The 20,487-nt window shown below is 68.7% G+C and carries 16 protein-coding genes; 9 read left to right on the forward strand and 7 right to left on the reverse strand.

Going from position 1 to position 20,487, the window contains the following annotated elements; all coding sequences use genetic code 11:
• Positions 1–65 precede the first annotated feature (65 nt).
• Both IM776_RS05480 and IM776_RS05485 read right to left on the reverse strand, forming a co-directional pair.
• The gene (locus IM776_RS05480) at positions 66–1,829 is read right to left on the reverse strand and encodes an acetyl/propionyl/methylcrotonyl-CoA carboxylase subunit alpha (protein ID WP_194421994.1); all 1,764 of its coding nucleotides are present in this window, start codon (positions 1,827–1,829) and stop codon (positions 66–68) included.
• A gap of 78 nt (positions 1,830–1,907) precedes the next feature.
• Positions 1,908–2,549, reverse strand: coding sequence for a Maf family protein (locus IM776_RS05485; RefSeq protein ID WP_194421995.1), 642 nt, complete (start codon positions 2,547–2,549; stop codon positions 1,908–1,910).
• 39 nt (positions 2,550–2,588) lie between these two features.
• Here IM776_RS05485 and IM776_RS05490 point away from each other — a divergent pair, with 39 nt between their 5' ends.
• The 6 genes from IM776_RS05490 (at position 2,589) to IM776_RS05515 (ending at position 11,247) form a co-directional block, all read left to right on the forward strand.
• Positions 2,589–3,788 (forward strand): class I SAM-dependent RNA methyltransferase, encoded by a 1,200-nt coding sequence (locus tag IM776_RS05490; RefSeq protein ID WP_194421996.1) that lies wholly within the window; start codon positions 2,589–2,591, stop codon positions 3,786–3,788.
• A 28-nt stretch (positions 3,789–3,816) separates the two neighbouring features.
• Positions 3,817–4,479, forward strand: coding sequence for a response regulator (locus IM776_RS05495; protein WP_147037522.1), 663 nt, complete (start codon positions 3,817–3,819; stop codon positions 4,477–4,479).
• A complete protein-coding gene (locus tag IM776_RS05500; RefSeq protein ID WP_194421997.1) occupies positions 4,469–5,701 on the forward strand; it encodes a sensor histidine kinase in 1,233 nt (410 codons plus the stop codon). The genes IM776_RS05495 and IM776_RS05500 overlap by 11 nt, the downstream gene beginning before the upstream one ends.
• Positions 5,698–6,711: a hypothetical protein gene (locus tag IM776_RS05505; RefSeq protein ID WP_228479935.1), complete on the forward strand. Its 1,014-nt coding sequence runs from the start codon at positions 5,698–5,700 to the stop codon at positions 6,709–6,711. Before IM776_RS05500 ends, IM776_RS05505 begins: the two co-directional genes overlap by 4 nt.
• A 251-nt stretch (positions 6,712–6,962) precedes the next feature.
• Positions 6,963–8,162, forward strand: coding sequence for an ROK family transcriptional regulator (locus IM776_RS05510; protein WP_194422522.1), 1,200 nt, complete (start codon positions 6,963–6,965; stop codon positions 8,160–8,162).
• A gap of 73 nt (positions 8,163–8,235) precedes the next feature.
• Positions 8,236–11,247: an alpha-mannosidase gene (locus IM776_RS05515; protein ID WP_194421999.1), complete on the forward strand. Its 3,012-nt coding sequence runs from the start codon at positions 8,236–8,238 to the stop codon at positions 11,245–11,247.
• A 97-nt stretch (positions 11,248–11,344) separates the two neighbouring features.
• On the opposite strand, the gene IM776_RS05520 is transcribed toward IM776_RS05515, so the two are convergent.
• Together IM776_RS05520 and IM776_RS05525 are read right to left on the reverse strand one after the other, a co-directional pair.
• Positions 11,345–11,560, reverse strand: coding sequence for an acyl-CoA carboxylase subunit epsilon (locus IM776_RS05520; protein WP_194422000.1), 216 nt, complete (start codon positions 11,558–11,560; stop codon positions 11,345–11,347).
• Positions 11,557–13,143, reverse strand: coding sequence for an acyl-CoA carboxylase subunit beta (locus tag IM776_RS05525; protein WP_422730937.1), 1,587 nt, complete (start codon positions 13,141–13,143; stop codon positions 11,557–11,559). The genes IM776_RS05520 and IM776_RS05525 overlap by 4 nt, the downstream gene beginning before the upstream one ends.
• A gap of 216 nt (positions 13,144–13,359) precedes the next feature.
• Here IM776_RS05525 and IM776_RS05530 point away from each other — a divergent pair, with 216 nt between their 5' ends.
• Positions 13,360–14,955 (forward strand): isocitrate lyase, encoded by a 1,596-nt coding sequence (locus IM776_RS05530; protein ID WP_194422002.1) that lies wholly within the window; start codon positions 13,360–13,362, stop codon positions 14,953–14,955.
• 69 nt (positions 14,956–15,024) lie between these two features.
• Here IM776_RS05530 and IM776_RS05535 read toward each other — a convergent pair whose 3' ends face one another.
• The 3 genes from IM776_RS05535 to IM776_RS05545 all read right to left on the reverse strand — a co-directional run bounded on the left by IM776_RS05535 (position 15,025) and on the right by IM776_RS05545 (position 17,138).
• Positions 15,025–15,327 (reverse strand): hypothetical protein, encoded by a 303-nt coding sequence (locus IM776_RS05535; protein ID WP_194422003.1) that lies wholly within the window; start codon positions 15,325–15,327, stop codon positions 15,025–15,027.
• Between the two features lie 75 nt (positions 15,328–15,402).
• Complete coding sequence (locus IM776_RS05540) at positions 15,403–16,347, reverse strand: hypothetical protein (RefSeq protein WP_194422004.1); 945 nt, start codon at positions 16,345–16,347, stop codon at positions 15,403–15,405.
• A 98-nt stretch (positions 16,348–16,445) separates the two neighbouring features.
• Positions 16,446–17,138 (reverse strand): phosphocholine cytidylyltransferase family protein, encoded by a 693-nt coding sequence (locus IM776_RS05545; RefSeq protein WP_194422005.1) that lies wholly within the window; start codon positions 17,136–17,138, stop codon positions 16,446–16,448.
• A 232-nt stretch (positions 17,139–17,370) separates the two neighbouring features.
• Between IM776_RS05545 and IM776_RS05550 the strand changes: the two genes are divergently transcribed.
• Together IM776_RS05550 and IM776_RS05555 are read left to right on the forward strand one after the other, a co-directional pair.
• On the forward strand, positions 17,371–18,909 hold the full coding sequence (locus IM776_RS05550; RefSeq protein WP_228479936.1) for an ABC transporter ATP-binding protein: 1,539 nt from the start codon (positions 17,371–17,373) through the stop codon (positions 18,907–18,909).
• A complete protein-coding gene (locus IM776_RS05555) occupies positions 18,885–20,450 on the forward strand; it encodes a hypothetical protein (protein ID WP_194422006.1) in 1,566 nt (521 codons plus the stop codon). Before IM776_RS05550 ends, IM776_RS05555 begins: the two co-directional genes overlap by 25 nt.
• The last annotated feature ends 37 nt before the right edge of the window (positions 20,451–20,487 follow it).

Genomic DNA, 20,487 nt, shown 5'->3' on the forward strand with positions numbered 1-20,487 from the left:
CCGTATGGGCGACGTGACCGTGCCGGGCTGCGCTGCTCACCCGACGCGGGTGAGCAGCGGGCGGGTCAGCTGATGGTCAGCAGCTGGTGACCGGCCGCGACAGTGCTCCCGGCATCCGCGTTGATGTTGCCGATGACGCCGTCCTTGTGCGCCTGCATCGGCTGCTCCATCTTCATCGCCTCGAGCACCACCACGAGGTCGCCCTTGACGACCTGCTGGCCCTCCTCGACGGCGATCTTGACGACGGTGGCCTGCATCGGCGACTTCACGGCGTCGCCGGAGGCTCCGGCCGAGGCTGTGGTGGCGTGGCTGCGGCGCGACGGCGGGACGGCGGCGGGGCGGCCGGCTGTGCCGGCGGCGACCGTCACGCGATCGGGCAGGCTCACCTCGAGGCGCTTGCCTGCGACCTCGACGACGACCGTGTGCCGGCTCTCGGCGGCGGTGGGCGACTCCAGTTCGCCGTCCCAGGCCGGGATGTCGTTGTCGAACTCGGTCTCGATCCAGCGGGTGTAGACGCCGAACTCGCCGCTCTCGGCGGTGAACGCGGCATCCCGAACGACCTTGCGGTGGAACGGCAGGACGGTCGGGAGCCCGGCGACCTCGAACTCGTCGAGAGCGCGGCGGGCGCGCTCCAGCGCCTCCTCGCGGCTCTTGCCCGTGACGATGATCTTCGCCAGCAGCGAGTCGAAGGCGCCGGAGACCGAGTCGCCGGCGGTGACGCCCGAATCGAGTCGGATGCCGGGACCGCCGAAGGTCTTGAAGACGTGGATGGGGCCGGGCTGGGGGAGGAAACCGCGACCCGGGTCCTCGCCGTTGATGCGGAACTCGAACGAGTGACCGCTCGGGGTCGGGTCGTCGTAGTCGATGGTGCCGCCCGCGGCGATGCGGAACTGCTCGCGCACCAGGTCGATGCCGGTGATCTCCTCGGAGACCGGATGCTCGACCTGCAGGCGGGTGTTGACCTCGAGGAACGACACGGTGCCGTCGGCGCCGATGAGGAACTCGCAGGTGCCGGCGCCCACGTAGCCGACCTCCTTGAGGATCGCCTTGGACGCCGCGTACAGCTGGCGGTTCTGCTCCTCGGTGAGGAACGGCGCCGGCGCCTCTTCGACGAGCTTCTGGTGGCGGCGCTGCAGCGAGCAGTCGCGCGTCGAGATGACGACGACGTTGCCTTCGGCATCCGCCAGACACTGGGTCTCGACGTGACGCGGCTTGTCGAGATACTTCTCGACGAAGCACTCACCGCGGCCGAAGGCGGCGACGGCCTCACGGGTGGCCGACTCGAACTGCTCCGCGACCTCGTCGAGCTCGCGGGCGACCTTCAGGCCTCGTCCGCCGCCGCCGTACGCGGCCTTGATCGCGATCGGCAGGCCGTGCTCCTTCGCGAACGCGATGACCTCGTCGGCTGTCTCGACAGGGCCCGGAGTGCCGGGGGCGAGCGGCGCGCCGACCTTCTCGGCGACGTGGCGGGCGGTGACCTTGTCGCCGAGTGACTCGATGGCGTCGGGTGACGGGCCGATCCAGGTGATGCCGGCGGCGATCACGGCACGGGCGAAATCGGCGTTCTCGGCGAGGAAGCCGTAGCCGGGGTGCACGGCGTCGGCACCGGAGCGACGGGCGATCGAGAGGATCTTCTCGATCTGCAGGTAGGTGGTCGCGCTCGTCTCGCCGCCGAGAGCGTATGCCTCGTCCGCGAGCCTCGTGTGCAGCGCGTCGCGGTCCTGGTCTGCGTAGACGGCGACCGAGGAGATCCCGGAATCGCGAGCGGCACGGATGATGCGTACGGCGATCTCTCCGCGGTTGGCGATGAGCACCTTCTCGATGGGCATGAGTGCCAGCCTAGCGAGATCGGACGCGATCCTTTTGAGCACTCTCCACAAGAAATCCTCGAAAACGTCGCGGAATGTCTACGACCACAGATCCGTCCACGGCACGTCGAGCTGCCGTGCCAGGCGACGGATGGTCGACAGCGACATGCCTACGACCGTGGAGGGGTCGCCGTCGACTCGCGTGATGAACGCGCCGCCGAGGCTGTCGACGGTGAACGCGCCGGCGACGTGAAGCGGTTCGCCGCTGGCGACGTACGCGGCGATCTCCTCGTCGGTGATGTCATCCGCGAAGGTCACGGACGCTTCGGCGACGGCGGTCGCCTCGCGCGGCTCGTGCCCGGGCTGCAGCCGGAAGACGGAGTGGCCGGAATGCAGGATGCCGGTCGCACCGCGCATGTCGCGCCAGCGCCTGGTCGCCTCCTCAGCTGTGTACGGCTTGCCGTAGACGCGGCCACCGAGGGCGAACATCGAGTCGCCGCCGATCACGATGCCGTCGAATGCCGGTTCATCGGCCGCGACCCGGACCGCGACATCGGCGGCCTTGGCACGGGCGAGCAGCAGCACGAGCTCGTCCGGTGGAAGATCGCCGCCGCGTTCGGTGGCAGCCTGGGCGGTCACGGCATCCTCGTCGGTCTCGGGGGCGCGCGTGAGCGGTTCGATGCCCGCCTGTCGCAGCAGCATCAGGCGGGCAGGCGAAGTGGAGGCGAGACAGACCTGCATGACTCCACCGTATCGTCGCGCGAACCGTATCCTCGAAGGATGGCCTCTTCCGCATCCGCACTGCTCGACCTCGATATCACCGGCATCGCGCACGGCGGCACGTTCATCGCTCGCCACGAGGGCCGAGTGGTGTTCGTCTCGGACGCCATCCCCGGCGAGCGCGTGCGCGCGCGCATCACGGACGACGCGAAGGCATCGTTCTGGCGCGCCGAGACCGTCGAGGTGCTGGATGCCTCCCCGCACCGCCGCCCGCACGTGTGGCCGGAGGCGGACGTCTCCCTGGACCCGGACGAGCGGGCCGGCGGTGCCGACCTCGGTCACATCGACCTCGACCACCAGCGCGTCCTGAAGCGCCAGGTGCTCGACGAGGCGCTCGACAAGTTCGCCGGCGGCGGTCTGGAAGCTCCGGAAGTGGCCGCCGTCGACGACTCCGACGGCACCGGGTGGCGCACGCGCGTCTCGCTGCACGTCGACGCCGAGGGCGTCGTCGGGCCCTACGCTGCCCGCAGCCACCGAGTGATCCCGGTCCGGTCGCTGCCGCTCGCGCGACCACGCGTCGCCGCCGAGGCGCTGTCGCTGCGGAACGCCAAGCAGGGGCGCATCGATCTGGTCGAGTCGGCGGACGGCGAGGTGCACGTGCTGCGGCGTCCGGAGCGCGGCAAGCGCCCCGCCGCGCGGGTGATCTCCGAGCGGGTGGGCGAGCGCTCGTTCCGGGTGGACGCCGACGGCTTCTGGCAGGTGCATCCGCACGCGGCATCCACTCTGGACGCGGCCGTGCGCGCGGCGCTCGCCGGCCGGGTCGACCCGGAGGCCACGCATCTCGACCTCTACGGCGGCGTCGGGCTGCTGGCATCCTCGCTCGCCGCGGCGGGCGCCACCGACATCGTCACGGTCGAGTCCAGCCGGGCTGCTACCGCTCACGCGCAGGAGAACCTCGCCGACCTCGACGCGACCGCAGTGACGGCGCGGGTCGACCGCTACCTCGCGGGGCTCCCGGACGGAGCGCGGGCCGGTGCCGTCGTTCTCGACCCACCGCGCGCGGGCGCCGGGCGCGCGGTGGTCGAAGGTGTCCATGCCCTCCAACCGGATGCCGTCGTCTACGTGGCCTGCGACCCCGTGGCCCTGGCGCGAGACCTCGCAACATTCCGCGGTCTCGGCTGGGAAGTGGGCTCGCTCCAGGCGTTCGACCTGTTCCCGCACTCGCACCACATCGAGGCCGTCGCGCTGCTGACCCGTTGAATCCTCAGCAGATCGATAGGCTGAGCACATGAGCACTGTCGCGTTCATCGACGATCACGAGTCCGTCCGGCTGGGACTGGAACTCGCGTGCGAGCGCGCCGGCGAGGGGACCGTCGTCTTCTCGGGCAGCACGGTCGGCTCCTACCTCGACTGGCGGGCGACGCCAGGATCGAGGCCCGCCGATGTGGTGGTGCTCGATCTGACCCTGGGCGATGGGACGACCGTCACCGAGAACGTGACAGCTCTCGTCGCCGACGGCGCGAGTGTGGTCATACACAGCGTCGCCGACCGTCCCGCCGCGGTGCGTGAGGCCCTCGCGGCCGGCGCAGCCGGAGTGGTGAGCAAGTCCTCCGCCCTCGACGATGTGGTCGACGCGATCCGCACCGTCGCGCGCGGCGACGCCCTCAACAACGTGGAATGGGCCAGCGCCGTCGAAGGCGACAGGGAGTTCGCCGACGCGCAGCTGTCGGTGCGGGAGCGCGACGTGCTGCGCCTGTATGCGGCGGGCCTCCCGCTGAAGGCCGTCGCAGAGCGGCTCGGCGTCGCGTACTCCACGGCCAAGGAGAACATCACGCGCGTACGGGTGAAGTACGTCGAGGTGGGCCGCCCGGCGCCCACGAAGGTCGACCTGCTCCGCCGGGCCATGGAAGACGGCATCGTCTCCCCCGACGGGGCGACGAGTGTCGGCTGACGCCGCGCTGCGCGAGGCGTGGGGGCGGATCCCATCACCGGGTACCGCGGACACCGCGTTCGAACGATTCACCGGAAAGCGGATGGAGCGCATCCTCGCCACCGTCGTGGCGATCGGCTCCGCGATCCTGGGCGCTCAGGCGCTCATCTCCGCGATCGGGGGCATGACCGAGCGCACCTCCGGCGTGCAGATCATGCTGCTGGTGGCCGTCTACGTGCCGCTGGTGGGGATGCTGGTCGCGTGCGCCATCGGACGCGGTGTGCGTGTGGCCGGCGGTGCCTTCGCGATCGTCTACGTGGTCGCTCTCGCAATGTGGCCGTTCGTGCTCGAGTCCGACGGTGCCAAGGAGAGCCAGCCGTGGATCTTCTTCCTGGTCAACGTCGGCGTCGTCGCGGCGCTGCTGGCGTTCCCGATCTGGGCGCAGCTGGTCTGGGCGCTCGGGGTGCCGTTGGTCTACGGCTACGTGCGCCTCGTCGAGGGGGAGTTCACCGCCACGTTCTGGACGACCACGGCGTTCGACGTGTCGTTCACCATCATCCTGGGGCTCGTCATCATCGCGCTCGGCTGGATGTTCCGCTCCGTCGCCGCCGGGGTCGACGAGGCCCGCGGGAAGGCCGTCGCCTCCTACGCCTCGGCGGCGGCAGCCGCGGCGGCCGAAGAGGAGCGGGTCGCGATGGCCGCACTCATGCACGACAGCGTGCTGGCCGCGCTGCTGGCCGCGGAGCGCGCCGACTCCGACCGGGCGAGGGATCTCGCCGTCGCGATGGCCAGGGAGGCGCTCACCCGGCTGGCGAACACCGAGGCCGCGGTCGCCCAGGAGGGCAGCGACGACCCGGTCGGCACCGCGCTCATCGTCGCCGAGCTTCGCAGGGCGCTGTCCGAACTCGGCGCCGACGCGATCGTCGAGGAGCGGGGCTCCGCCGGCCTCGTTCCCGGTAAGGCCGCGCGGGCCATCGTGCTCGCGGCTCGGCAGGCGATCGGCAACGCGATCGCCCATGCGCAGGGCAGAGGGCTGCACATCGTCGCGGAGGGCGACGGGGATGACAGCGTCACCGTCACCGTGATCGACACCGGCCCCGGCTTCGACATGGCGTCGATCGGCGAGGACCGGCTCGGCATCCGCGCCTCGATCCTGGCCAGGATGGCGGCTGTCGCAGGCAGCGCGACGGTCGACTCGGATTCGACGGGCACGCGGATCGTGCTCGGATGGGAGCGCACGTGAACCGCTCCGTGCGCGGCGTGGCCACAGCGCTCGCCGTGGGCTTCGCCATCTACTTCGCGGCCCGCGCCGTCTGGTGGACGGTGCAGCCGGTCGCGCCGCTGCTGATGGTGGCATCGATCCTGCTCTACCTGGCGATCGTCGTCACGACGGTTCTGGTCGAGACGCCGGACGGCGTGCGGATGCCGGTCTGGTGGGGCGTCGTCGCCGTCGCCGCGAGCATCGCCATCCCGATCATGGTCAACGCCTCCCTGCTGCCGCTGCATCGGACCGCGCCCTTCGCGACCTCGTACATCGGCGGGATCGGAGTGCTGGCAGTGGTGTGCATCGTCCGCCGACGCCCCTTGGCCGGCTGGCTGGTGCTCGCCGCTCTCGCAGTCTCGTCATCGGTGTACCTGGGCCTGTTCGTCGCCTTGGAGCTCGGCTTGGTCGGGTCGATCATGTGGGCGGTGGTCGCGCAGCTCCTCGTGCTGTTCTGGGACCGTGCGGTGCACGACACCGAGCACCTCGCCGACATCCAGCGCGCAGTGTCCTCCTGGCACGCGATCCAGCTCGTACGTCAGCGGGAACGTCGGCTGCGGGTGCAGTACGCCCTCGCATCGGCCGGCCCGGTGCTCGCCAGGACGGTGGCCGCGCACGGCCGGCTCACGGACGAGGAGCGGCACGACGCGCGCATGGCCGAGGGCCGGTTGCGCGATGAGCTTCGGGGTGCCAGCCTGCTCAACGACGCGGTACGCGATGCGATCCGTGAGGTACGGCTGCGCGGCAGCGCCGTCACGGTGTTCGACGAGGGCGGCCTGGACGAACTCGACGAGGATCGCCGGGATCAGATCCGGGACGAGCTGGCCGACGTCCTCACGAACGCGGATGCGGAGCGGATCATCATACGCTCGCCCAGGGACGCGCATGCCGCCGTCACCGTGGTCGGGCGGACGGGCGCAGGAGATTCCTCTGATGAGGACGCCGTGGGGCTGTGGCACGTGATCCCGCGCGAGGCGGATGCCGCGAAGTGAGAGAGGGCGAGGGGCGGCGAAGCCGCCCGCCCCTCGCCGGATGCGGTGAAGTTACCCGAAAACCCACCGCCGGAGATCGATCACCGTCTGCCTACCCTGGGGCAGAGAGACCGATCGAACGCGAAGCGTCGACTACAGTCTGACCGAGCCTCAGGAGGTTTGTCTGTAGGTATTTCGGGGGACACGGATTCGCGTGAATGCGCCATGATGGAGCCGTGGATCTGCGTCGCCGGGGTACCAACCTTCCGAAGATGGGGGACTTCAACCAGTCCGTCATCCTCGAGACGATCCGCCGCTCAGGCGAAGGCCTGAGCAGGACAGAGCTCGTCGACGCCACAGGCCTGTCCGCGCAGACCGTGACGAACATCACCCGTCGGCTCCTCGACGACGGCATCGTGGAAGAGGCCGGCCGGACGATCCAGGGCCCCGGGAAGCCCCGCACCACGCTGCGACTGAACGCGGGCAGCCGACTGTCGATCGGTGTGCACCTCGACCCCGCGGTCATGACGTTCGTGCTGCTCGATCTCGCGGGCACAGTCGTGGGCCGCCGTACCCGCCGCACGCCGGCCACCGACGCGCGTCGCATCATCAGCGCGATGGCGGAGACGATCGACACGCTCATCGACCGCTCCGGTGTGTCCCGCGACCTCATCACCGGCATCGGCGTTGCGACGCCGGGTCCGCTCGACGCCGAGCGCGGCACCGTGATCGATCCGCCGAAGCTCCATTCCTGGCACCGCGTGCCCCTTCGTGATGCGCTCGCCGAGGCTACCGGGTTCCGCGTGACGCTCGAGAAGGACACCACGGCGGCCGCCGCAGCAGAACTGTGGACGGGCGACGTGCCGCCGGACGGATCGTTCCTGTTCGTCTATCTCGGAATCGGCATCGGCGCGGCGCTCGTGCTCGATGGCGAGGTCGTGCGCGGGGCTTCGCGCAACGTCGGCGAGGTGGGGCACATCATCATCGACCCGGACGGACCCGAATGCGGATGCGGGAAGCGCGGCTGCGTCGAAGTCGTGTGCACTCCTCAGGCGATCGTGGAGCACGCCGAACGGGTGGGGGTGTTCGCCGATGACAGGGTCGGCAGCGACCCCGAAGCCGTCGATGAGCGATACAGCGCCCTGTGCGATCTCGCGAACGACGGCGACCACGCCGCACGCGGGGTGCTCGATGAGTCGGCGGCGCACCTTTCCGTTCTGATCTCCGTGCTCACCAACATGCTCGACGTCGACCGGGTGGTCCTTGGCGGGCCGTTCTGGTCGCGAGTCTGCGCACGCCACCTCGCGCTGCTGCCTCGGCTGCTCGATCGGCAGAGTGCCACGCGCGCCGTGCGCGACCTGCCGGTCGTCGGGACCGTCGTCGGCGACGACGTCGGCGCGATCGGTGCGGGATGCGTCGTGCTCGACGAGGTGCTCTCGCCACGAGCATCCGCTCTCTTCCTCGACTCCTGAGGACGAGAGGTCTTGACAAGGGTAAATCCAATCGATTGACTATCTGCAACCCGACGTTGGAGTCCCATGGCGCATGCACGACACAGCCGCACTCACTGAAGCCCGAGTTCGACGCTTCATCACCGAGCGGTTGCGACCGAATGTGCACCGGGACCTCACGCCAGCTGCTCTGGCGAGTTGGGAAGTGCCGGGGGAGCCGGTACCGTTCACCGAAGCTGTGGGTCAGGTCTACGAGCGTTTCGTCGTGGGGACGAGATGGGGGAGGCCGTGGGGGACGACATGGCTGAAGCTGCGGGGAACGGTACCGGACGCGCCCGGTGCCGAACTGCTGTTCGACCTCGGATTCAACGCCTCCGAGCCGGGATTTCAGGCCGAGGGCACCGTCTACCGCCGTGATGGTTCGATCGTCAAGGCAGTCGAGCCGCGCAACGCGCATGTGCCGCTCGAAGGAGAGCCGGGCGAGGAGTTCGAGCTCTACCTGGAAGCCGCGGCGAATCCCGATGTCGCCGACGGATTCCGCGACTTCCGGCCCACGCCGCTCGGGGCGCTCGACACCGCGGGCGACGAGCCGCTGTACGAGTTCCGGCAGGCCGACATCGCCGTCAGGGACGTCGAGGTCTGGGAACTGCTGCAGGATGCGGTCGTGCTGTTCGAGCTCATGATGGAGCTGCCTCAGACCGCGCCGCGACGCGCCGAGATCCTGCGAGCCCTCGAGCGCATGGTCGACGCAACCGATCCTGACGACGTCGCCGGCACGGCGTCGGACGCGCGGACCGAACTCGCCGAGGTGCTCGCGAGCCCGGCATCCGGCTCGGCGCACCGCGTGCACGCGGTCGGTCACGCCCACATCGATTCGGCCTGGCTGTGGCCGGTGCGCGAGACGCAGCGCAAGGTCGCGCGGACGTTCTCGAACGTGCTGTCGCTGCAACAGGAGACGGACTTCGTGTTCGCCGCGTCGTCCGCCCAGCAGTACGCCTGGCTCAAGAAGTACCAGCCGGAGCTGTTCTCGCGGGTGCGGGAGGCCGTGGCATCGGGCCGGTTCATCCCCGCCGGCGGGATGTGGGTCGAATCCGACACGAACATGCCGGGCGGTGAGGCGCTGGCGCGACAGTTCGTCCGGGGCAAGCGCTTCTTCATGACGGAGTTCGGCATCGAGCCGCTGGATGTCTGGCTGCCCGACTCCTTCGGCTACTCCGCGGCGCTGCCGCAGATCGCGCGCGCCGCCGGGTCGCGCTGGATGCTGACGCAGAAGATGTCGTGGAACGAGACGAATCGGATGCCGCACCACACGTTCCTGTGGGAGGGAATCGACGGGACGCGGATCTTCACGCACTTCCCGCCCGTGGACACCTACAGTGCGCGACTGAGTGGCGCGGAGCTCGCTCATGCCGAGCAGCGGTACGCCGAGAAGGGCGCCGCGAACACCTCTCTCGTGCCGTTCGGACACGGCGACGGCGGGGGCGGCCCGAACCGCGAGATGGTAGCCGCAGCGCAGCGACTGCGCTCGCTGGAGGGCTCGCCGACTGTGACGCTGTCGAGCCCCGCGCAGTTCTTCGAGGCCGCCGAGGCGGAATACGATCGTCCGCCGGTGTGGTCGGGGGAGATGTACCTCGAGTTCCACCGCGGAACGTACACGTCGCAGGCGCGCACCAAGCGCGGCAACCGCCGCAGCGAGCACGCTCTGCGCGAGGCCGAGTTGTGGGCGACAGCGGCGGCGCTGCGCGGGGCCGCATACCCCTACGACGAGCTCGAAACGCTATGGGAGACGGTGCTGCTGCAGCAGTTCCACGACATCCTGCCTGGCAGCTCGATCGGCTGGGTGCACCGAGAGGCTGAGCGTCGGTACGACGAGGTTCTCGCCGCGGTCGAGCAGCTCACGACCCGCGCACTCGGAGAACTCGTCGGTGACGGTACGAGCGCGCTTGCCGCGAACGCGGGGCCGTACGGTCAATGCGGGACGGCCGCGATGGGCGTCTCCGTCGTCACACCGGCGTCGGAGGCTCCCGCCGCCGTGATCCGCACGCGGCGCGGGTTCGAACTGACCAACGAGCACCTGTCGGTGCAGCTCGACGAGGCAGGCCTGGTGAGCTCTCTCGTCGTTCGCGCAACAGGGCGCGAAGCGATCGCACCCGGGCTGGAGGGGAACCTCCTGCAACTGCATCGCGATACGCCGACGCGGTGGGACGCGTGGGACATCGATGAGCACTATCGTCGTCATGTCGTCGACCTGACCGATGTGGAATCCATCGACCACGTCCCTCATCCCACCGCCGCAGTCGTCTGCGTGGTCCGCAGCCGGGGGGCAACGCGGATCACGCAGACCTTGACGCTCGGGGCGGGCTCACGGGCCCTCGAGATCGAGACGGCCGTGGACTGGCACGAGCGGCAGAAGCTGCTGAAACTCGCGTTCCCGCTCGACGTGCACGCGGATCGTGCGAGCTCGGAGATCCAGTTCGGCCACGTGCAGCGCCCGACGCATGCCAACACGTCGTGGGACATGGCGCGCTTCGAGACGGTCGCACACCGGTGGGTGCACGTGGGCGAGACCGGGTTCGGCGTCGCGATCGCGAACGACTCCACTTACGGACATGACATCACGCGCGGGACCCGAGATTGCGGCGGGACGATCACGAACGTGCGCCTGTCGCTGTTGCGGGCGCCCCTGTACCCGGACCCCGAGGCTGATCAGGGCGAGCACACGTTCCGGGTCAGCATCCGTCCCGATTCGTCGGTCGCGGATGCCGTGCGCGAGGGGTACCGACTGAACCTGCCCGTGCGTGAGATGGTCGGCGCGGGCCCGGTGGAGCCTCTCGTGACGGTGTCGTCGGATGCCGTGGTGGTCGAAGCCGTCAAGCTCGCGGAGGATCGCGGCGGTGATGTGATCGTGCGACTCTACGAGGCGCACGGAGGTCGGGCCGCCGCGACGGTGTCGACCTCATTCGCGTTCGACGACGTGATCGAGACAGACCTGCTTGAACGCGAGGTGGATGCCGCGACGGTCATGTCTGCGTCAGGCGAGCATGTGTCTCTGACCCTGCGTCCGTTCCAGCTCGTCACCCTCCGTTTCCGCCGCCCCCGCGGCTGAGGAGGTGCCGACGGTGGCTCTCGGGGCGGGTCGTTGAGCGAGCGGAGCGAGACGAAACGGGTTGAGCGAGCCGAAGGCGAGTCGAAACCTCGCCCGTTCAGCCCGAGAACCGCCCCCACGGGATGTCTCGGCGCAGCGGCTTGCGCAGCGGACGCTGAGTCCGCTGCCATGCTGAGACACGCGGCTCTTCGGCGACGGCATCCGCAGCTTCCCGCCCGTAGGCGTCCGTGACCACCGCGATAAGGGCGGCGAGCTCCTCCTCGTCCGCAGTGCCGCGGACGATCCGGAGTCCGGGAGTGGGCTGATCGATCACAGCGGGATGTTCCCGTGCTTCTTCGGGGGCAGCTCCGCACGCTTGCCGCGCAGGGAGCGCAGCGCCTTCGCGATCGAGACGCGCGTGTTGGCCGGTTCGATCACGCCGTCGATCTCACCGCGCTCGGCGGCGAGGAACGGCGAGGTGACGCTGTAGGTGTACTCGTTGGCGAGGCGGGTGCGGACGGCGGCGACATCCTCGCCGGCCTCCTCGGCGCGCTTGATCTCGTTGCGGTACAGGATGTTGACGGCGCCCTGCCCACCCATGACCGCGACCTCTGCGGTGGGCCAGGCGAGGTTGACGTCGGCGCCGAGCTGCTTGGAGCCCATCACGATATACGCGCCGCCGTACGCTTTGCGCAGAATCACCGTGACCAGCGGAACCGTCGCCTCGGCATAGGCGTAGATGAGCTTGGCGCCGCGGCGGATCACGCCGGTCCACTCCTGGTCGGTTCCGGGCAGGTAGCCCGGCACGTCGACGAGAGTGACGATCGGGATCGAGAACGCGTCGCAGAAGCGCACGAAGCGGCTGGCCTTCTCGCCGGCCTCGATGTTCAGCGTGCCTGCCATCTGCGAGGGCTGGTTCGCGATGATGCCGACCGAGCGGCCCTCGATGCGACCGAAGCCGACGACGATGTTCGGGGCGAACAGCGGCTGCACCTCGAGGAAGTCATCGTCGATCACGTGGTCGATGACCGTGTGGATGTCGTAGGGCTGGTTCGCGGAGTCGGGGATGATCGTGTTCAGTGTGCGATCGGCATCCGTGGTCTCCCACTCGAAGTCGCTCTCGTAACCCGGGATCTCCGCCATGTTGTTGTCCGGCAGGAAGCCGAGCAGAGTGCGGGCGTAGTCGAGCGCGTCGTCTTCGTCCTCGGCCAGGTAATGGGCGACGCCGGAGCGCGTGTTGTGGGTGAGAGCGCCGCCGAGCTCCTCCATGCCGACATCCTCGCCCGTGACGGTCTTGATGACGTCGGGGCCGGTGACGAACATCTGGCTGGTCTTGTCGACCATGATCACGAAGTCGGTGAGCGCCGGGCCGTAGACGGCGCCGCCGGCGGCCGGGCCCATGATGATCGAGATCTGCGGGATGACGCCGGAGGATCGGGTGTTCAGACGGAAGATCTCGCCGTACTTGCTGAGCGCGAGCACGCCCTCCTGGATGCGGGCGCCGCCGGAGTCGAGGATGCCGATGATGGGCATGCCGCTGGTGAGGGCGAACTCCATGATCTTGATGATCTTGTCGCCGGCGACCTCGCCGAGCGAGCCGCCGAACGTGGTGAAGTCCTGCGAGTAGACGGCGACGGTGCGACCGTGGATCGTGCCGATGCCGGTGACGACGGAGTCGCCGTAGGGACGATTGCGGTCCATTCCGAACGACGTGGTGCGATGGCGGACGTACTCGTCGAATTCGACGAAGCTGCCGGAGTCGACGAGCAGCTCGATGCGCTCGCGGGCCGTCATCTTGCCCTTGGCGTGCTGCTTCTCCCGCGCGATCTTCTCGGGCTCGGTGACCGCCTCATCGAAGCGGGAGCGGAGGTCGGCTATCTTGCCGGCGGTCGTGGAGAGGTCAGGGATGTCCGTCACGGATTCCACCCTAGTAGCGGTGCGACCTGCGGCGTTGGATGCCTCGCACAACGGAGGGCGGGTTCCTTTGGCGGTTCGCGCGCGGTCGGCTCAGGCCCTCGTATTCCAATTTGTAGAAGATCGGTGAATCTTCTACGTGGAATTGTGGGGAAGACGGTGTTTTCTTGGCGCAAGGTGGATGCAATGCGACTCAGCCACCACCGCAAAGGAATCAGGATGACTGCCTACCAAGACGACATCGACGCCGTTCAGACGCTCAAGGAGCAGAGCGGCTCCAGCTGGGATGCGATCAACCCGGAGCACGTCGCCCGCATGCGGGCGCAGAACCGCTTCCGGACCGGACTCGAGATCGCCCAGTACACGGCCGACATCATGCGCCGCGACATGACGGAGTACGACGGGGACTCTTCGCTGTACACGCAGTCGCTCGGCGTCTGGCACGGCTTCATCGGCCAGCAGAAGCTCATCTCGATCAAGAAGCACCTGAAGACGACCAACAAGCGCTACCTCTACCTGTCGGGGTGGATGGTCGCCGCGCTCCGCTCGGAGTTCGGGCCGCTGCCCGACCAGTCGATGCACGAGAAGACGTCGGTGCCCGCGCTCATCGAGGAGCTCTACACGTTCCTGCGTCAGGCCGATGCCCGCGAGCTCGATCTGCTCTTCACCGAGCTCGACGACGCCCGCGTGGCCGGCGACGAGACGGCGGTGGAGTTCATCCAGTCGCAGATCGACAACTACGAGACCCACGTCGTACCGATCATCGCCGACATCGACGCCGGTTTCGGCAACCCCGAGGCCACCTACCTGCTCGCCAAGAAGATGATCGAGGCGGGTGCCTGTGCCATCCAGATCGAGAACCAGGTCTCGGACGAGAAGCAGTGCGGCCACCAGGACGGCAAGGTCACGGTTCCGCATGAGGACTTCATCGCGAAGCTCGCCGCCGTGCGGTACGCGTTCCTCGAGCTCGGCATCGACAACGGCGTGATCGTCGCCCGCACCGACTCGCTCGGCGCGGGACTGACGCAGAAGCTCGCCGTGACTCACGAGCCGGGCGACCTCGGCGACCAGTACAACTCGTTCCTCGACGTCGAGGAGATCTCCGAGGACGAGCTCGGCAACGGCGACGTCGTCATCAAACGCGACGGCAAGCTCCTGCGCCCCAAGCGTCTCGCGAGCAATCTGTTCCAGTTCCGTGCCGGCACCGGCGAGGCCCGTTGCGTGCTCGACAGCATCACGTCGCTGCAGAACGGCGCTGACCTGCTGTGGATCGAGACCGAGAAGCCGCACGTCGCGCAGATCGCCGGGATGATGAACGAGGTGCGCAAGGTCATCCCGAACGCGAAGCTCGTCTACAACAACAGCCCGTCGTTCAACTGGACCCTCAACTTCCGCCAGCAGGCCTACGACCGGTTCGCGGAGGAGGGCAGGGATGTCTCGGCCTACGAGCGCGCCGAGCTCATGAGCGTCGACTACGACGGCACCGAGCTCGCCCAGGTCGCTGACGAGATGATCCGCTCGTTCCAGCGCGACGGTTCCGCGCAGGCCGGGATCTTCCATCACCTCATCACGCTGCCGACGTACCACACGGCCGCTCTGTCGACGGATGACCTCGCCAAGGGCTACTTCGGAGACGAAGGAATGCTCGCCTACGTGCAGGGTGTCCAGCGCCGTGAGATCCGTGAGGGGATCGCGACGGTCAAGCACCAGAACATGGCCGGCAGCGACATCGGCGACAACCACAAGGAGTACTTCGCCGGTGACGCAGCCCTCAAGGCAGGCGGCAAGGACAACACGATGAACCAGTTCAGCTGAGTCCAGCCAGATGACGAAGGAGCGTCTCGGCCATGGGCCGGGGCGCTCCTGACCTGTGTGCGAGCGGACTCACACGACGAACCTCCAGACGTACTCGAGCCCGTCAGCGGGGCGGAACCACGCGATCGTGACGACCACGTCATCCACTTCAGCGGCGCACAGACACAGTTCGATGTCTTCCGAGGGCAGAACTTGACCCCACAGCTGCGTCCTCTCGCCGCTCCGGTCGTCACGGAAGACGCGCACGAAGTCGGCGCTCTCCGCACTGCCGTTGACGAGGACGGGATGGCGGGGATCCGTGCGACGGACGAACCACGGCACGCGATACGCGACGGGCGGAGGAGTCTCGGACGGATCGATGGGGCGCAGCATGCGTGCCACGGTAGGAACGACCGCCGACGCCCGGCAGCGGCTCTCGGGAACGTACTCGCGAACAGGGGAGAAGCGTCAGGAATCCGTGTCTGTGGAGGCCGAGTCGAGCTCGCGCTCCTTGCGCCGCACCCGCGTCACCTCGCCGACCTTGTGCCCGACCCAGCCTGCGCCGCGGGCGACCGTGCCGGCGGCTCCGGCGACTGCGGTTCCGGCATAGCGCGCCCCACGCAGCATCCGCATCTCGAACTTCTGCGTGCCGTCGACCGGCTCGAGGTCAGGGGGCAGCACCGCCGGTGCCACGCCGAAGGCGCGACGAGAGGTCGTCAGCACGCGCCGCCCGAGCAGGTGATTTCCTGCGCCGCCGACCGCGGCGCCGATGCCGAACGGCATCGCCTTGCCGACGAACGACGCACCGCCGGCCGTGGCGAAGTGCTTGACGAAACGGGACTTGAGCTGGTCGACGACCGGCCCGACGGCGGCGCGGGGGAGCGACTTCGTCACGAGCTCTCCCCAGTAGGACGAGCGGGTCGATCCCTTCCCGGTCACCTGCTTCGCGAGCTGGCCCACGAGATCGACGCCCTCCTTGCCGAGCATCAGCGTCATGACAAGGGCGCGCGCGCGATCGGGGTTCTCCACCGCGATGCCGTGCACCTCGGCCAGCGACTGCGCGAACAGCGCCGTGGACTCCAGGAACCCGAGGGTCTCGATGCCCGACAACGCCAGCGTCACCCCGGTTCCGATACCGGGCACGACGGCGGTCGCGCCTACGGCGGCACCGCCGGTCGTGACGGCGGCCAGATACCGGCGTTCCAGGATGCGCACGAGCTGGTCGGGTGCGGCACTCGGATTGCGCAGGCGGATGCTGCGGATGTGCGCGAGCACCAGCGGACGCTGGATGGACAGCACCCTGTCGAGGCCCCGCACGGTGAGCGGATGCTCGTCCGAGCCGACAGGGGGCACTCCCTTGTCCCAGGCGGAGTCGTCGGGGAGGGAGTGGATCTTGTGCACCTTCTTGGCCATCAGGACGATCCTAGATTCCGCGTCCGGGAGAAGGCAGAGAGCCCGCCCCTCGACGGGATCGGGCTCTCGGCGCTTCGAGCGGCTCAGCGGCCGATCGGTCAGACGTAGAGGTTCGCCTGCTCAAGGTCCTCCGCGAAGTCGACCTCGACCGCGTACAGGTCGGAGACGTCCATCGGCTCGAGCAGCAGGCCGTCCTCGGCGATCGCCAATTCGAGACCGCCCTCGAAGTATTCCTGATCGTCGACGCGCGACAGCTGGCGCATGAACGCCTTCTTGTACGTGGAGGAGATGTAGTTGATGCCGATCGCCTCGCCGAGACCGCCCTTGACGCTCTTCGAAAGCTCGTTGATGAAGCCCTCGGCGGTGACGGTGTACTTGACCTCCTCGTCGCTGACCTTCGAGGTGTTGACGGCCACGAACGACTGGTCGCGCTCGATGAACTCGATCGCGCGGCCGAGGATGCGCGGGTCGAAGACCACGTCGCCGTTCATCCAGAGCACGCCACCCTTGCCGGTCGCGCCGAGGGCGCGCAGCAGGCTCTTGGACGTGTTGGTCTCGTCGTAGCGCTCGTTGTGCACGTAGTTGACGTTCGGGAACGCCTCGATGATCGTCTCGGCACGGTATCCGACGACGGCGGTGATGCGGGCCTCGTTGCCGAAGACGGCACGGATGTTCTCGTGCTGCTGCTGCATGATGGTGCGCCCGTCGTTGAGCTGGGTCAGCGGCTTCGGCAGTGCGCGCCCGAGGCGCGAGCCCATGCCGGCGGCGAGGATGACGGTCTGAAGAGTCACGAATACTCCTAAAAAGAATCTGTGTTCACGGCCGGTTCACCGGCCAGACACTTCTTCGTGCCGAGTTCATGGTAGCCATGCCCCCTGTGAAGCCTCGGGGTAAGTCGTTGCCGTTGCCATTTCGTGATCAGGTACACACGGGATCCACAGGTCGCAGGATCCGGCGCGTCACCCTGTGCCGATTGTTTCGCGTGCCCAGGAGAAAGTCCACTCCCGTTGATACCGTAGGACGGTGACTGCTTCCTTGGACGACCACCCCGAAGAGCCGGATGACGCGTCTGGCGCCACGGCCGAGAAGAAGGCGACCACCACGAAGTCCGCTGCGGTGAAGGCCGTCGCCGCACGCCCGTCGAAGCCGGCAGCGAAACGCACCACGGCCGCGAAGGCGGCGACCGCTAAGACCGAGGGCGCCAAGGCCACCGCGGCGAAGAAGACGACAGCGGCGCGGACCGGCGCCGCGAAGGCGGCGGCGGCGAAGACGGCATCTTCTCGCACCGCAGCCGCGAAGACCACGGCGAAGAGCGCAGCATCGAAGACCACGGCAGCGAAGACCGCTGCAGCCAAGGCTGCCGCGGCGAAGGCGGCGGCGACCAAGGCCGCGAAGGCGGCCGCGGCGAAGGCCGCGAAGGAGGAAGCGGCGAAGGCGGAGACTGAATCGCGGGATGCCGCGGCAACCGCCCCTTCGCGCGTCAAGCCGCTGGTCGCTTCAGAAGACGCGGCCGCCACCGCAGAGACCATCGTGGAACCGGAGGTGCTCGCCGACCTCGGCCTGGCCGCCGAGTCTGAGCCCGCAGCGGTCGTGGAGGCAGAGCCGGTCGTCGACGCCGCGCCGGCCGCCGAGGCAGAGCCGGTCGTCGAGGCAGAGCCCGCCGCAGAACGGGAGCCGGCCGCGAAGGCGGGAGCGATCGCCGACGACGAGCTGAACGCCGAGTCCGACGCAGAGCCGCAGCCCGTACCCGGCATCGACGCTGCGGCCGAGGCTGTCGTCACCGACGTTCCGGCAGCCACGGCGACCGACGCGATCGTCGTGCGCGGACTGGTCAAGGCGTTCGGCGACCATCGCGCGGTGAACGGGATCGACCTCACGGTTCCGGCGGGGTCGTTCTACGGCATCGTGGGTCCGAACGGCGCCGGCAAGACGACCACGCTCTCGATCCTCGCGGGGCTCCTGAGCGCCACGACGGGCGAGGTCGAGATCTGCGGCATCGACCAGTCCGAGAACCCCCTCGCCGCCAAGCGCGTCTTGGGCGTGCTGCCCGACCGCCTGCGCACCTTCGACCGGCTCACCGGGCGCCAGCTGCTGCACTACTACGGACTGCTGCGCGGACTCTCCGCCGACGTCATCGAGAAGCGCTCGGCGGACCTCATGCGCGCATTCGACCTCAGCGACGCGGCCTTGCGGGTCGTTTCCGACTACTCGGCAGGCATGACGAAGAAGATCATGCTCGCCGGCGCCATGATCCACTCGCCGCGCGTGCTCGTGCTCGACGAGCCGTTCGAATCCGTCGACCCCGTCTCCTCGGCGGTCATCCTCGACATCCTCCGCGCCTACGTCTCCCACGGCGGCACCGTGATCCTGTCGAGTCATGGCATGGACCTCGTGGAGCGGGTGTGCTCGCGCGTCGCGATCATCGTCGCCGGCGACGTGCTCGCCGAAGGCACGGTCGATGAGGTGCGCGCCGGACAGACACTCGAGTCCCGCTTCATCGAACTCGCAGGCGGAACCGGCGAGGTGGAGGGGCTCGAATGGTTGCACACGTTCTCCGACTGAGGGTCGCGCTGATGCTCGGCGCACTGCGGGGTGACCGGGCCGTGCGCACCGTGGTGGGGCTGTTGGCGCTCGTCGCCGCGACCGTCGCCGTGTGCACCGCAGTCCTCAGCCTGGCCGATGCGCCCTTGGCGGTCGCGCGCACCGTGATCGTGCTCGGCGGAGCGGCATCTCTGCTCGGATTCCTCATCGGCCCGATCCTCACGGGCACGGTCGACCAGCTCGATCCCCGCCGCTTCGGGGTGTTCGGCGTCGACGTGCCGCACATGCCGTGGATTCTCGCGATCGGCGGACTCGTGAGTGTGCCGTCGTTCGCGCTCATGGCCGTCGCCGCATGCGTCGTCATCGCGCTCATCGAACTGGGCACGCCCACGGCGATCGCCGTCTTCGTGGGAGCGGTCGGCGTCGTCTCGTCGAACATCGCCGCGCGCATCGGCATGGCGACCAGCGCACTGCTCCTTCCTGAGCGCCGGTCGCGCGAGCTCACGGCGCTGTTCGTGCTCGTCGTCGTCGTCGTCGCCTTCCCGGTCGCCGTGTTCCTCGCCTCCCTGGAATGGGATGGCCGGGTACCGGATGCCGTGGCATCCGTCACCGCCGCGATCGGGCTCACTCCGCTGGCAGCGATGCCCGCGTTCGCGCTCTCCGTCGCGGGGAGCGACCCCGCGGGCGCGTGGGCGAGCGGAGTCGTCGCCCTCGTCACTGTGATCGCTTTATGGGCAGGCTGGTCATGGCTGGTGCGACGGCTGCTCACGAACACCGACCGGCCGGCGACCTCCCGCGAGCGGTCGGGCCTCGGCTGGTTCGGTCTGCTGCCGCCGAATGCGTTCGGTGCGATCGCCTCGCGCAGCCTGGTGTACTGGCTGCGCGATCGCCGGTACATCGTGAACTTCGTGATCGTCCCGATCGCCGGCATCCTCACCGTCTTCCCTCTGCTCGTCGCCGGCGTGCCTCTCTACATCGCCGCCCTCGTGCCCGCGCCCGTCATGGCGCTGTTCTTCGGTTGGCTGCCACATAACGACGTGGCCTACGACTCGACGGCACTGTGGGTGCACGTCGCCAGCGGAGTGCGCGGAGTCGCCGACCGCGCCGGCCGGCTCATCCCGATCTGCCTGGTCGCCGTCCCGGCGCTGGCCGTGGCGATCCCGCTGACCCTGGCGATGGTCGAGAGCTGGTATCTGCTGATGCCGATGATCGGCCTCGCCGCGAGTCTGTTCCTCGGGGGGCTGGGCGTGTCCAGCATCATCTCGGTGACCTCGCCGTACGCGGTATCGCGTCCGGGAGACAGCCCGTTCCAGCAGCCGCAGCGCTCGGCATCCCGTGGCGGATACGCACCCGCCATCGCGTTCATCAGCGCCCTCGTGCTCAGCGCACCGACGATCTGGTTGTTCGTCATGACCGTCATCGAGGACGACTCCTACAACCCGGCCACCTTCTGGGCAGGGATCGCCACAGGGGTCGTCGTCCTGGTGCTCGGCCTGGTCATCGGCGGACGCGTCTACGACCGCGGCGGCGCGCGCCTGATGGAGTTCGTCGAGACGGCCTGAGACCGCCCCGCAGCGTCCGGCGGACGGATAGACTCGG

The sequence above is a fragment of the Microbacterium abyssi genome, assembly GCF_015277895.1.
Classification (GTDB): domain Bacteria; phylum Actinomycetota; class Actinomycetes; order Actinomycetales; family Microbacteriaceae; genus Microbacterium; species Microbacterium abyssi.

Excerpts from the sequence above, each read along its gene's own strand:
- IM776_RS05480 (WP_194421994.1), bottom strand. The coding sequence starts at position 1,829 with ATGCCCATCGAGAAGGTGCTCATCGCCAACCGCGGAGAGATCGCCGTA.
- IM776_RS05485 (WP_194421995.1), bottom strand. The coding sequence starts at position 2,549 with ATGCAGGTCTGTCTCGCCTCCACTTCGCCTGCCCGCCTGATGCTGCTG.
- IM776_RS05490 (WP_194421996.1), top strand. The coding sequence starts at position 2,589 with ATGGCCTCTTCCGCATCCGCACTGCTCGACCTCGATATCACCGGCATC.
- IM776_RS05495 (WP_147037522.1), top strand. The coding sequence starts at position 3,817 with ATGAGCACTGTCGCGTTCATCGACGATCACGAGTCCGTCCGGCTGGGA.
- IM776_RS05510 (WP_194422522.1), top strand. The coding sequence starts at position 6,963 with ATGGGGGACTTCAACCAGTCCGTCATCCTCGAGACGATCCGCCGCTCA.
- IM776_RS05515 (WP_194421999.1), top strand. The coding sequence starts at position 8,236 with ATGCACGACACAGCCGCACTCACTGAAGCCCGAGTTCGACGCTTCATC.
- IM776_RS05530 (WP_194422002.1), top strand. The coding sequence starts at position 13,360 with ATGACTGCCTACCAAGACGACATCGACGCCGTTCAGACGCTCAAGGAG.
- IM776_RS05535 (WP_194422003.1), bottom strand. The coding sequence starts at position 15,327 with ATGCTGCGCCCCATCGATCCGTCCGAGACTCCTCCGCCCGTCGCGTAT.
- IM776_RS05540 (WP_194422004.1), bottom strand. The coding sequence starts at position 16,347 with ATGGCCAAGAAGGTGCACAAGATCCACTCCCTCCCCGACGACTCCGCC.
- IM776_RS05555 (WP_194422006.1), top strand. The coding sequence starts at position 18,885 with ATGGTTGCACACGTTCTCCGACTGAGGGTCGCGCTGATGCTCGGCGCA.